An 11,776-nucleotide genomic window follows, 5' to 3' on the forward strand; every position below is an offset into this window, starting at 1 on the left:
ACCGGCAGGTGGAGCGTCCGCGCCGGCCCCGCCCGGAGGAGCGCCGCTACGACGTGGGCAACGACGCCCCCGAGAACCGCGGCGCCCGTGGCGCGGCGGCCCGCGGCGGTGCCAAGGGCGGCCCCCGCAGGAGCCCCACGGCCGGCTCCGGCGGCCGGGCCAGCGGCCCCGCCCGCGGCCGCTCCGTCCCGGCCCGCCCGCGCGAGCTCGACGCCAAGATCGAGGAGCGCAACCGCGAGCGGCACAACAAGCCGCAGGTGAAGACGCCCAAGACGTTCCCCGGCGCCGAGCAGGAGGGCGAGCGCCTGCAGAAGGTGCTGGCCCGGGCCGGCATGGGCTCGCGGCGCGCCTGCGAAGAGCTGATCGAGATGTCCCGCGTCGAGGTGAACGGCGAGATCGTCACCGAGCAGGGCATGCGCGTGGACCCGGAGAAGGACGAGATCAAGGTCGACGGCCTGACCGTCGCCACCCAGTCCTACCTCTTCTTCGCGCTGAACAAGCCGGCCGGCGTCGTCTCCACCATGGAGGACCCCGACGGCCGCCAGTGCCTCGGCGACTACGTCACCAACCGCGAGACCCGGCTCTTCCACGTCGGCCGTCTCGACACGGAGACCGAGGGCATCATCCTGCTCACCAACCACGGTGAGCTGGCCCACCGCCTGACCCACCCGAAGTACGGCGTGCAGAAGACGTACCTCGCCGCCATCACCGGCCCGCTGCCGCGCGACATCGGCAAGCAGCTCAAGAGCGGCATCCAGCTGGAGGACGGCTGGGCCCGCGCGGACAACTTCCGCGTGATCCAGCAGACCGGCAAGAACTACCTGGTCGAGGTCACCCTCCACGAGGGCCGCAAGCACATCGTGCGCCGGATGCTCGCCGAGGCGGGCTTCCCGGTCGAGAAGCTGGTCCGCACCAGCTTCGGCCCGATCCCGCTGGGCGACCAGAAGTCCGGCTGGCTGCGCCGCCTGACCAACACCGAGGTCGGCATGCTGATGCGCGAGGTCGACCTCTAGGTCGTCGATCTCCGAATCCACGCGACCTGGCGTACCCGCAGCTGAAATGCTTGATCCATGAGAGACATGGAGATACGAGCGGCCCGGCTGCGGGACGCCGGACTGCCGACGGAGGATCTGTCGCCCGTGCTCGCGGAGCAGGGGCATCCGCTGGTCTTCGCGACCGTTTCCGGAGCCCATCTGTACGGCTTCCCCTCCCGCGACTCCGACGTGGACCTGCGCGGCGCGCACCTGCTGCCGCTGGGCGATCTGATCGGTCTCCGGGAGGGCGAGGAGACCCAGTCCCTGATGGGGCCGCGCGGTGACGTCGAGATGGACCTCGTCACGCACGACCTGCGGAAGTTCGCCCGGATGATGCTGCGGCGCAACGGCTACGTCCTGGAGCAGCTGCTCTCGCCGCTCGTGGTCCGCACGAGCGAGACCCACGCCGAGCTCATCGCCCTGGCGCCCGGCGTGCTGACCCGCAACCACGCCCACCACTACCGCGGCTTCGCCGCCACCCAGTGGCGCCTGTTCGAGAAGCGGCGCGAGCTGAAGCCGCTGCTCTACACCCTGCGCGTGCTGCTCACCGGCATCCACCTCATGCGCAGCGGCGAGATCCAGGCCCACCTGCCCACCCTCCTCGGCCTGGTGCCCGCCCCCGGCTACGCCGCCGAGCTGATCGAGGCCAAGGCGGAGGCCGAGCACGGCGAGGTCCGCGGTGTCGTGGACGACGCCCGGCTGCGGGCCGACATCGAGGCGCTGCACGCCGAGCTCGACGCCGCCGAGGCAGCCTCCCGGCTGCCGGAGAGCGCGTCCTCGCAGGCGCACGACGCCCTGCACGACTTGGTCGTACGGGCCAGAGCCGCGGGCTAGCGGGCGGCTGCGGGCCGTGTCGCGCACCACCGCTGCGCGGCGGTGTCCTCAAGCGCCGGACGGGCTGGGTTGCGGCTGAGCTCAGCCAATTCCAGCCTGTCCGGCGTTTGAGGACGCGCCCGCAGGGCGCTCGCCGCGGTCCGGTTCCGCAGGCAGCGGCGTGCTCGCGGCCGCCGCCTCGGCCTCCTCCCACAGCCTCGTCATCCACGCCTCGGTCTCGGCCCAGGACACCTCACCGCGCCGGACGGCCAGCAGCCGCTCGCGCCGCTCACCCACGTCGAGGACGAGCCGGCCCGTGCGCAGCAGGTCCCCGGCGCTGATCAGCAGCCGCAGCAGGTGCATGGCGTGCTTCCAGCGCGGGGCGCCGTGGGTGCGCAGGTCCGCCTCCAGCTTGCGGCGCTGCCCCGTGGCGCATCCGGAGAAGGACTGGTGGGCGAGGCGGGAGAGGAATGCCTCCCGCAGGTCGAGGAGTTCCGCGCCGGTGGCGTCGAGGTGCTCGACGAGGGGGGAGTGCAGGCACTCCAGGACGTTGGGGTTGGCTCGCAGGGCCAGTTCGCAGAAGCGTTCCAGCTCCCATGAGAACCGCTCCTCGCCCGGCCCGTCGACGTGCGTGGGCGGCTTGGCGAAGCCCCAGAAGAGCGCGGTGGGCGCGACGTAGACACCGCGGCGGTCGGTGTCGCTCGCCTCCGTGGCCAGCCCGAAGGCGCGCGAGCCCATCACACAGGCGTAGACCGTGTGGTCGGTCACCAGCGTGTGCGCGAGGGACGTCGGGGCGGAGGCGGTGGGCATGGGGGTGATGGTGACGGCCCGGGGGCGGTCACGTCACCCCGATTCCCGCCCGCCGCTCAGGACCAGACGGCCAGGCCCGTCGCACGGCCCTCCTCGTCGCGCTGGATCTCCATCATCCCCTCGACCGCGTCCCGGTTGATCCGCCCGAAGACGTGCGGGAACAGCGTGGCCGGGTCGACGCCCGGCGGCGGGGCCGGCGCGGCGGCCTCCCACCGGACCATCACGTCCAGTTTGTGCTCGTCGATCAGGAGCACCATCAGCGGGCCGGGCGTCTCGCGGTAGAAGGCGGTGGCCACCGCGAGCGTGGTCTCCTCGTCGGGAGAGCAGTGCACGAAGCCTTCGTCGGAGAGGGAGGCGGGGGAGTACGGGCGGTCGGGAACGGCCAGCCAGTCGTCCAGGGGCACCACGTGGTAGATCATGGGCACGGTTGTACCGGACGCGGGGCCGCCCGTGGCGGAGGGGCGGGGGCGAACCGGGCGGAACGGCCGGCCGACGGGCTGGCTAGGCTGGACCGGCACGCACGGCGGCCCGGTCCGCGGCCGCGCCGCCGACCCCGTACGCCCGTCCGTCCCGTCATGATCACCCCGGCGCCCCGGCCGCCCCCCGCAAGGACATCGCCAGTGAGAACCGCCCTCGTCATCGGTACCGGACTGATCGGCACCTCGGCCGCGCTCGCCCTCGCCGGCCGCGGCGTCCACGTCCACCTCGTGGACCACGACCCGGCCCAGGCGCGTACGGCCGCGGCCCTCGGCGCCGGCACCGACCAGGCGCCCGACGGGCCCGTCGACCTCGCGATCGTCGCCGTGCCGCCCGCGCATGTCGCGGCCACCCTCGCCGAGGCCATCCGCGGCGGTGTCGCGCGCGGCTACCTGGACGTCGCCAGCGTCAAGGGCGGCCCGCGCCGGGAGCTGGAGGCGCTCGGCTGCGACCTCACCGCCTACCTCGGCACGCACCCCATGGCCGGCCGGGAGCGCTCCGGGCCGCTGGCGGCGGGCGCCGACCTCTTCGAGGGCCGGCCCTGGGTGCTCACGCCCACCCGCGACACCGACACCGAGGTCCTCAACCTCGCCCTCGAACTGGTCGCCCTGTGCCGGGCCGTGCCCGTCGTCATGGACGCCGACGCCCACGACCGGGCCGTCGCGCTCGTCTCGCACACCCCGCAGCTGGTCTCCAGCATGGTCGCGGCCCGCCTCCGGGACGCGGACGAGACGGCCGTGCGCCTGTGCGGCCAGGGCATCCGCGACGTGACCCGCATCGCCGCGTCCGACCCCCGGATGTGGATCGACATCCTGTCCGCCAACCCCGGGCCGGTCGCCGACGTGCTCTCCGCCGTCGCCGCCGACCTCGACGAGACCGTACGGGCCCTGCGCGCCCTGGACACCGGCGACGAGGACAAGCGCGCCGAGGGCGCCACCGGCATCGAGGACGTGCTGCGGCGAGGCAACGCCGGCCGGACCCGGGTGCCGGGCAAGCACGGCGCGGCCCCGGCGGTCTACGAGACGGTGACCGTCATGATCGGGGACCAGCCGGGCGAGCTGGCGCGGATCTTCGCGGACGCCGGCCGGGCCGGCGTGAACATCGAGGACGTCCGCATCGAGCACGCCACCGGCCAGCAGGCGGGTCTGATCCAGCTGATGGTCGAGCCGGCCGCCGTGCCGGGCCTGGTGGCGACCCTGCGGGAGCGGGGCTGGTCGATCCGGCAGTAGGCCCGGCGTGAGGACGGGCGGTGAGCCAGTAACCTTGTCTGAGGCCGCACAGGGCCCGACCGGGACCGTGCCGCCGAAAATCCCTCCGCCACGTGCACAAGGAAGGTGTCTGACACCGTGGACAGTGCTGCCAACGCCGCCAACGCCGCAACCGCCGCCCGAAAGGCGACGGCAGCGGTCGTCGTGGGCATCGACGGGCCTTCCGGCACGGGCAAGTCCAGCACGTCCAAGGCCGTGGCCGCCAAGCTCGGCCTGCGCTACCTGGACACCGGCGCCCAGTACCGGGCGATCACCTGGTGGATGCTGAGCAACGGCATCGACGTGAACGACGCCGAGGCCGTCGCCGACGCCGCGGGCAAGCCCGTGATCGTCTCCGGCACCGACCCGTCCGCGCCGACCATCGCGGTCGACGGCGCCGACGCCGCGGCCCCCATCCGCACCCAGGAGGTCACCTCCGCCGTCAGTGCCGTCAGCGCGGTGCCGGAGGTGCGCTCCCGGATGACCGAGCTCCAGCGGGCCATCGCCGCCGAGGCGCCGGCCGGCATCGTCGTCGAGGGCCGCGACATCGGCACCACGGTGCTCCCGGACGCCGACGTCAAGATCTTCCTGACCGCGTCGGCCGAGGCCCGCGCGGCCCGCCGCAGCGGCGAGCTCAAGGGCAAGGAGGCCGTCGACCTGGCGGCCACCCAGGCCGCGCTGGTCAAGCGGGACGCCGCCGACTCGGGCCGCAAGACCTCGCCGCTCGCCAAGGCCGGCGACGCGGTCGAGGTGGACACCACCGAGCTGACCCTGGAGCAGGTCATCGAGTGCGTGGTGACCCTGATCGAGGAGAAGCGCACGGCGATCGAGGAGACGCGGTCGGCGTGAGCGCGTCCGCATCCGGTGCCGCCGTCGGCCGGCGGATCGGCATCGGCCTGATGTACGGGCTGTGGAAGCCCCGTGTGCTGGGCGCCTGGCGGGTGCCCGCCGCGGGGCCCGTCATCATGGCCGTCAACCACTCCCACAACCTCGACGGCCCCATGCTGATGGGCACCGCGCCCCGGCCGGTGCACTTCCTGATCAAAAAAGAGGCGTTCATCGGCCCGCTGGACCCGTTCCTGCGCGGGATCGGCCAGCTGAAGGTCGACCGGAGCACCACCGACCGCACCGCGATCACCGGGGCCCTGGACGTCCTGGCGGCCGGCGGCGCCCTGGGGATCTTCCCCGAGGGCACCCGGGGCGAGGGCGACTTCGCGTCGCTGCGCGCCGGGCTCGCCTACTTCGCGCTGCGGTCCGGTGCGCCGATCGTGCCGGTGGCGGTGCTCGGCAGCGCCGAGCGGCGGAGCCGGGCGATACGGGCGCTGCCGCCGCTGCGCAGCCGGGTCGACGTCGTCTTCGGCGACGCCTTCGAGGCGGGCGACGGCAGCGGCCGGCGCACCCGCAAGGCGCTGGACGAGGCGACCGTACGCATCCAGGAGCGGCTGAGCGCACACCTGGCGGATGCCAGGCGCTTCACCGGCCGCTGAACGAGACTTGAGTAGCGGGCCGTAAGGGTCCGCCGATGACGAAGAACGAGGAACGGACTTCATGAACGACCAGATCCACTCCGGCGACGAGCACGGTGAGCTTGGCGACGCCGAGTACGCGGAGTTCATGGAGCTCGCAACGCAGGAAGGCTTCGACGCCGAGGAGATCGAGGGCGCGCTGGACGAGGCCGGGCACGGCCCGCTGCCCGTCCTCGCCGTCGTCGGCCGCCCCAACGTCGGCAAGTCCACGCTGGTGAACCGCATCATCGGCCGCCGCGAGGCCGTCGTCCAGGACATGCCCGGCGTCACCCGCGACCGCGTCACCTACGAGGCCGAGTGGGCCGGCCGCCGCTTCAAGGTCGTCGACACCGGCGGCTGGGAGCAGGACGTCCTCGGCCTCGACGCCTCCGTCGCCGCCCAGGCCGAGTACGCCATCGAGACCGCCGACGCGGTCGTCTTCGTCGTCGACTCCACCGTCGGCGCCACCGACACCGACGAGGCCGTCGTCAAGCTGCTGCGCCGGGCCGGCAAGCCCGTCGTGCTCTGCGCCAACAAGGTCGACGGCCAGTCCGGCGAGGCCGACGCGGCCGCCCTGTGGTCGCTCGGCCTCGGCATGCCGCACCCGGTCTCCTCGCTGCACGGCCGCGGTACGGGCGACATGCTCGACGCCGTCCTGGAGGCACTGCCCGAGGCACCGGCCCAGACCTTCGGCGCCGGCATCGGCGGTCCCCGCCGCATCGCCCTGATCGGCCGCCCGAACGTCGGCAAGTCCTCGCTCCTGAACAAGGTCGCGGGCGAGGAGCGGGTCGTCGTCAACGAGCTGGCCGGCACCACCCGTGACCCGGTCGACGAGCTGATCGAGCTCGGCGGCGTGACGTGGAAGTTCGTCGACACCGCCGGTATCCGCCGCCGCGTGCACCTCCAGGAGGGCGCCGACTACTACGCCTCCCTGCGTACCGCCGCCGCCGTGGAGAAGGCCGAGGTCGCGGTCATCCTCATCGACGCGAGCGAGTCCATCAGCGTCCAGGACCAGCGGATCATCACCATGGCCGTCGAGGCCGGCCGCGCCATCGTCCTCGCGATGAACAAGTGGGACACCCTCGACGAGGAGCGCCGCTACTACCTGGAGCGGGAGATCGAGACCGAGCTCCAGCAGATCGCGTGGGCGCCCCGCGTCAACGTCTCGGCCCGCACCGGCCGGCACATGGAGCGGCTCGTCCCGGCGATCGAGACGGCCCTGGCGGGCTGGGAGACGCGCGTACCGACCGGGCGCCTGAACGCCTTCCTCGGTGAGCTCGTCGCCGCCCACCCGCACCCGATCCGCGGCGGCAAGCAGCCCCGCATCCTCTTCGGCACCCAGGCGGGCACCAAGCCGCCGCGGTTCGTGCTCTTCGCCTCCGGCTTCATCGAGGCGGGCTACCGGCGCTTCGTCGAGCGCCGGCTGCGCGAGGAGTTCGGCTTCGAGGGAACGCCGATCCACATCAGCGTGCGGGTGCGTGAGAAGCGGTCCCGCAAGAAGTAGCCGGCGAACGGCCCCGGGCGGCGAGCCCGGGGCCGTCGCTAGGGGGTGTCCGGCGGATCTTCGGCTGCGGGCTGTCTTCGCCGCCTGCGGCGGCGAGCGCCCTGCGGGCGCGTCCTCAATCTCCCCCAGCTACCGCTGGGGGTGCCCCCAACGGGCTTGATTCGGCTGGGCTCAGCCGCTTCAGCCTGTCCGGCGATTGAGGACACAGCACAGCAGCCCGTCCGGCGATTGAGGACACCGCCGCGCAGCGGTGGTGCGCACGACACGGCCCGCAGTGCCCGCTCACATGATCCGCCGGGCTACGGCCTAGAAGCCGCGCATGCGGCCGTCACGCGGAGCGGGCGGCAGCGCGGCGGGTACCTGCCCGCCGCGCTGCCGCCCGTAGTGCGTGTCCCAGCCGGAGTAGGCCGACTGGCCCGGATAGCCCGGCTGTCCGCCGAGCTGGCCGAAATGCGCCTGCCCGCCGTACGAGCCGTAGCCGGCGAGCTGGGAGCCGAACCCCGCGAAGCTCAGGTCCTCCTCGCCCGACCGGTCGAAGGGAAGAGCCCGGAACAGGCGGCGGTACTCGGAGTAGAGCGCATCGTAGATCGGGGTCACCGAGGCGGGGTGGCTCTGGGGGGCGGCATCGCGGGACGGTCGCATACCGGGAATGTGATTCGGGTACGGGAACCGGGAGGCGGGCTCGTATGAGTGCACATATGAGCCAACGAGCCCGTGGCCCGTGGGATGCGGCCCGGGACGCGAATGGCCCGCCGGCACGTGGCGGGCGGGGGGCACGGCGCCGATCACGTGCCCGCGAGCGGCATCGAGGCGGCGACCAGCTGGCCCCGGGAGGCCGCGCGGTCCAGGGCCTCCCGCAGCATGTCCTCGCGCGGCTGCTGCCCGATCGTGCCGACCGGCGCCGCGAAGACCAGCACCTTGCGCGTCTTGTGCACCGCCGACCGCCACTCGTCGGCCACCTGCATCGCCTGGTGCGCCTGCCACCAGGCGTTCGCCTGGCCGCCGCCGATGCTCGGCTGGAGGATCGCGTGCAGCTTCCCCATGGCCAGCAGCACCGACCAGCCCGGGGTGGGCGCCGGCACCTGCTCGACGGAGGCGACGGGGGCGAAGCCCTGCTCGATCAGGAGCGGCAGGAAGACGTCGACGGGCCCGGTGGTGCCGGGCCGGGCGATCGGGCCGAGCGGCTCGACGACCAGCGCCGGGTGCAGCTCGTCGTCGACGAGGAGCAGACCGCTGGTGACGCCGAGCTCGGCCTGGACGGGCCCGTCGGCGGCCGGCATCGGCGCGGGCAGCGGGGGCGCCTGCGCGGACTCGGCCTCGATGGACCGCACGGCGCCCTGGAGCTGCTCCTCGGAGACCGGGACGACCTGCGAGGGGATGCAGGCGGCGTGGGCGAAGGCCAGCACCGCCGTTTCCTCGCCGACGAAGAGGACGGTGCTGGTGCGCTCCCGCTCGGTGTTGCCGGGGGTGCGGCAGGAGGTGCAGTCGTAACTGCCCGGGGCGTTGTCGCCGCCGAGCAGTCGCTCGGCTTCTTCGTCGCCGATCTCGGCGCGGACGTCGTCACTGACGTCGAGCATGCGCGGCACGGTGGCTCCTAGAACTCGGTGCGTTGTGCGCCGGGCGGTTCCCGGCTCGTATGGAAGACAACGGGGGAGCGACGGCAGGGGTCACGCCCCGGCGGCCTCCGCCCGGCCCGGGAAAACGCGAAAAGGGAGCGAAAGGAGAGGCAGTCGCGGAAAGTTCCCCGATCGGCTACCGATTCCCCATCCGTTCCGGAACGAGTTGGTGATCAGGGCCAACCTCCGGGCCTCCGGCACGGTCTAATCTTCCGGTAGGCGGGCTGCACGGAATGTCCGCGGCGAAACGGCTGCATACGGGGACGAATGCACATCTCATTCCTGATTCACAACGCGTACGGCATCGGCGGCACGATCCGCACCACGTACAACCTGGCGAGCACGCTCGCCGAGCACCACGACGTGGAGATCGTCTCCGTCTTCCGCCACCGCGAGGAGCCCGTCTTCGCGCCGGGCGCGAAGGTGCGGCTGCGGCACCTGGTGGACCTCCGCAAGGGCACCCCCGGCTACGAGGGCGACGACCCGGAGTACGAGCGCCCCGCCGAGGTCTTCCCGCGCTCCGAGGGGCGCTACAAGCAGTACAGCGCCCTGACCGACCGGCGGATCGCCGAGCACCTGCGGAGCCTGGAGAGCGACGTCGTCGTCGGCACCCGGCCCGGCCTGAACGTGCACATCGCCCAGCAGGCCCGCCGCGGCGTGGTCCGCGTCGGCCAGGAGCACCTGACGCTCTCCACCCATTCCCCGCAGCTCAAGCTGACCCTGCGCACCCACTACCCGCGCCTCGACGCCGTCACCACCGTCACCGAGGCCGACGCCGCGACCTACCGCAAGCTGATGCGGCTGCCCGGAGTGCGGGTCGAGGCGGTGCCCAACAGCATCCCCGCGCCCGCCCTCGCCCCCTCGGATTCCACCGGCAAGTGGGTCGTCGCCGCCGGCCGGCTCGCCCCCGCCAAGCGCTACGACCTGCTGATCCGGGCCTTCGAGAAGGTCGTCGCCGAGCGCCCCGACTGGCGGCTGCGGATCTACGGCGCCGGCGCCGAGCGCGCCAAGCTGCGCGCGCAGATCGACAAGCGCGGCCTGTACAACCACGTCTACCTCATGGGCCCCGCCAACCCCCTCGAAGCCGAGTGGGTCAAGGGCTCCGTCGGCGCCGTCACCTCCAGCCTGGAGTCCTTCGGCATGACCATCGTCGAGGCGATGCGCTGCGGCCTGCCGGTGGTCTCCACCGACTGCCCGCACGGCCCCGGCGAGATCATCGACAACGGCGTCGACGGGCTGCTGGTGCCCACCGGCAAGGTCGATGGCATCGCCGCCGGCCTGCTGAAGCTGATCAACGACGACGAGCTGCGCGCCCGCATGGGCCGCGCGGCCCTGGAGAGCTCCGCCCGCTTCGACCCCGAGCGGGTGGCCGGGCGCTACGACGAGCTCTTCACCGACCTGGTCTCGCGCGGCGGCCTGCGAGGCTCGCTGCACCGCACCCGCGGCGCCCTGCTCTCCAGCGCCCTGCGGACGAAGGACAAGAGCCGCGCCGCCCTGCGCAGGACGGGTGCCGCGTGATGGCCTCCACCCCCTCCCCCCAGTCCCCCGATTCCCCTGAGGAGCCCACCGTCGTGTCTGCCCCTCCCCTCTTCGGCGCCGGAGACCCCACCGCCGACTGCATCGCGGACTCCGCGGGCGGGCTCACCTTCGACCTCGACGCACCCGGCCTGCCCGACACCGCGGGCGACTGGTCCGCGGCGCTCGTCCTGCGCCGCCGGGGGAGCGAGGACCCGGAGGCCGAGGAGATCCGCTTGCCGCTCGCCCCCGACGGCGACGGGCGGCTGCGCGCCGTCCTGCCCAGCACCGTCGCCCTGCCCGAGGGCCGCTGGGACGCCTACGTCGCCTGTGCCGACGCCGAGCCCAGACGCCTGGTGCCCGGCCTCGCCGACCTGCGCTCGCTGGTCGACCGCCGGCCCGGACCGGGCACCTCACCGCTGGCCGTGCGCATCCCCTACGCGACCAAGCACGGCAACCTCTCGCTGCGCAGCTGGCTGCGCGGCCCGCACGCCGAGGCGGGCGACCTCCGCCCGGGCCCGGCCGGGCTGGCCGGCCACGGCCGCCTCTACCGCGTCGAGGACCCCGCGGCCTGGCTCGCCGGAGCCGTCGTCGAGGCCCGGCTGCGCCGCGACCCCGCGGTGGTCCGCACCGCCCCGGTGGCCCCGGACGAGCGGGACGGCGCCGACGCCCAGGACTTCACCTTCACCCTCGGCTTCGCCGGGCTGACCGAGGAGTGGCGGGGCGGGCTGGACGTCTGGGACCTGTGGCTGCGCACCGCCGACGGATCCGCCTCGGCCCGTATCGCCCGCATCCTGGACGACGTCGCCGACAAGAAGCAGATCTTCACCTACCCGGCGCGGTCCGTGGACGCCTCCTACGCGCCGGCGCAAGCCGGCCCGTATTTCACGGCCGACAACGACCTCGCGATCCGTATCGAGGAACGTCCGCCGGTCGCGCACTGATCCACCGAGCGGTCCGGGCCGATCGGAGTATGGTTTTGAACCAAAGGGGCACTCGCATCGATGGAGGTGCGAAAAATGGTTCCTGTCCTTCTCGTCCTGCTCCTGGCCCTGGTGCTCTTCGGCGTCGGATTCGCCGTCAAGGCACTGTGGTGGATCGCCCTCGCGGTCCTGGTGATCTGGCTGCTCGGTTTCCTCTTCCGCTCCACCGGAGCCGGGGGATCGAGGGGTCGCTGGTATCGGTGGTGAGCGGCGGCCCTCCGCCATGACGAGGGTCGGACGCCCGGGAAGACCGTCGGGGACGCGAGCCGTTC

The 11,776-nt window shown here is 73.2% G+C and carries 13 protein-coding genes; 9 read left to right on the plus strand and 4 right to left on the minus strand.

The features are described from left to right. Both J7E86_RS26225 and J7E86_RS26230 read left to right on the plus strand, forming a co-directional pair. The coding region (locus J7E86_RS26225; protein WP_215084903.1) for a pseudouridine synthase at positions 1-1,013 on the plus strand (1,013 nt) is incomplete at its 5' end. Between the two features lie 66 nt (positions 1,014-1,079). Further along, entirely contained in the window at positions 1,080-1,868 is a 789-nt protein-coding gene (locus tag J7E86_RS26230; protein ID WP_374223865.1) for a DNA polymerase beta superfamily protein, read from the plus strand. Between the two features lie 81 nt (positions 1,869-1,949). On the opposite strand, the gene J7E86_RS26235 is transcribed toward J7E86_RS26230, so the two are convergent. Next, positions 1,950-2,657 (minus strand): DNA polymerase beta superfamily protein, encoded by a 708-nt coding sequence (locus J7E86_RS26235; protein WP_215084907.1) that lies wholly within the window; start codon positions 2,655-2,657, stop codon positions 1,950-1,952. A gap of 56 nt (positions 2,658-2,713) precedes the next feature. After that, a complete protein-coding gene (locus J7E86_RS26240) occupies positions 2,714-3,076 on the minus strand; it encodes a DUF952 domain-containing protein (protein WP_215084909.1) in 363 nt (120 codons plus the stop codon). Between the two features lie 201 nt (positions 3,077-3,277). On the opposite strand from J7E86_RS26240, the gene J7E86_RS26245 reads away from it, so the two are divergent. From J7E86_RS26245 to der, 4 genes are all read left to right on the plus strand, one after another. Then, entirely contained in the window at positions 3,278-4,363 is a 1,086-nt protein-coding gene (locus J7E86_RS26245; protein WP_215084911.1) for a prephenate dehydrogenase, read from the plus strand. Between the two features lie 105 nt (positions 4,364-4,468). Continuing rightward, complete coding sequence (gene cmk, locus J7E86_RS26250; RefSeq protein WP_374223863.1) at positions 4,469-5,230, plus strand: (d)CMP kinase; 762 nt, start codon at positions 4,469-4,471, stop codon at positions 5,228-5,230. Between the two features lie 50 nt (positions 5,231-5,280). Then, a complete protein-coding gene (locus tag J7E86_RS26255; RefSeq protein WP_251019707.1) occupies positions 5,281-5,868 on the plus strand; it encodes a 1-acyl-sn-glycerol-3-phosphate acyltransferase in 588 nt (195 codons plus the stop codon). Positions 5,869-5,929: 61 nt separating this feature from the next. Further along, positions 5,930-7,390 carry a ribosome biogenesis GTPase Der gene (der, locus tag J7E86_RS26260; protein WP_215084915.1) on the plus strand — a complete coding sequence of 487 codons (1,461 nt, stop codon included), beginning with the start codon at positions 5,930-5,932 and terminating at the stop codon, positions 7,388-7,390. 306 nt (positions 7,391-7,696) lie between these two features. Here the strand turns inward: der and J7E86_RS26265 are convergent, their stop codons facing one another. Next, positions 7,697-8,032: a hypothetical protein gene (locus tag J7E86_RS26265; protein WP_215084917.1), complete on the minus strand. Its 336-nt coding sequence runs from the start codon at positions 8,030-8,032 to the stop codon at positions 7,697-7,699. Positions 8,033-8,175: 143 nt separating this feature from the next. After that, the gene (locus tag J7E86_RS26270; protein WP_215084919.1) at positions 8,176-8,976 is read right to left on the minus strand and encodes a hypothetical protein; all 801 of its coding nucleotides are present in this window, start codon (positions 8,974-8,976) and stop codon (positions 8,176-8,178) included. A 297-nt stretch (positions 8,977-9,273) separates the two neighbouring features. Between J7E86_RS26270 and J7E86_RS26275 the strand changes: the two genes are divergently transcribed. The 3 genes from J7E86_RS26275 (at position 9,274) to J7E86_RS26285 (ending at position 11,711) form a co-directional block, all read left to right on the plus strand. Further along, positions 9,274-10,524, plus strand: a complete 1,251-nt coding sequence (locus tag J7E86_RS26275; RefSeq protein WP_215084921.1) for a glycosyltransferase family 4 protein — start codon at positions 9,274-9,276, stop codon at positions 10,522-10,524. After that, positions 10,524-11,465: a hypothetical protein gene (locus tag J7E86_RS26280; protein WP_251019704.1), complete on the plus strand. Its 942-nt coding sequence runs from the start codon at positions 10,524-10,526 to the stop codon at positions 11,463-11,465. Before J7E86_RS26275 ends, J7E86_RS26280 begins: the two co-directional genes overlap by 1 nt. A 75-nt stretch (positions 11,466-11,540) precedes the next feature. Next, the gene (locus J7E86_RS26285; RefSeq protein ID WP_215084924.1) at positions 11,541-11,711 is read left to right on the plus strand and encodes a hydrophobic protein; all 171 of its coding nucleotides are present in this window, start codon (positions 11,541-11,543) and stop codon (positions 11,709-11,711) included. The last annotated feature ends 65 nt before the right edge of the window (positions 11,712-11,776 follow it).

This window comes from Streptomyces sp. ISL-11, from assembly GCF_018614525.1.
In the GTDB taxonomy this organism is placed as follows: Bacteria; Actinomycetota; Actinomycetes; order Streptomycetales; family Streptomycetaceae; genus Streptomyces.

Excerpts from the sequence above, each read along its gene's own strand:
- J7E86_RS26230 (WP_374223865.1), top strand. The coding sequence starts at position 1,080 with ATGGAGATACGAGCGGCCCGGCTGCGGGACGCCGGACTGCCGACGGAG.
- J7E86_RS26235 (WP_215084907.1), bottom strand. The coding sequence starts at position 2,657 with ATGCCCACCGCCTCCGCCCCGACGTCCCTCGCGCACACGCTGGTGACC.
- J7E86_RS26240 (WP_215084909.1), bottom strand. The coding sequence starts at position 3,076 with ATGATCTACCACGTGGTGCCCCTGGACGACTGGCTGGCCGTTCCCGAC.
- J7E86_RS26255 (WP_251019707.1), top strand. The coding sequence starts at position 5,281 with ATGTACGGGCTGTGGAAGCCCCGTGTGCTGGGCGCCTGGCGGGTGCCC.
- der (WP_215084915.1), top strand. The coding sequence starts at position 5,930 with ATGAACGACCAGATCCACTCCGGCGACGAGCACGGTGAGCTTGGCGAC.
- J7E86_RS26265 (WP_215084917.1), bottom strand. The coding sequence starts at position 8,032 with ATGCGACCGTCCCGCGATGCCGCCCCCCAGAGCCACCCCGCCTCGGTG.
- J7E86_RS26275 (WP_215084921.1), top strand. The coding sequence starts at position 9,274 with ATGCACATCTCATTCCTGATTCACAACGCGTACGGCATCGGCGGCACG.
- J7E86_RS26280 (WP_251019704.1), top strand. The coding sequence starts at position 10,524 with ATGGCCTCCACCCCCTCCCCCCAGTCCCCCGATTCCCCTGAGGAGCCC.
- J7E86_RS26285 (WP_215084924.1), top strand. The coding sequence starts at position 11,541 with ATGGTTCCTGTCCTTCTCGTCCTGCTCCTGGCCCTGGTGCTCTTCGGC.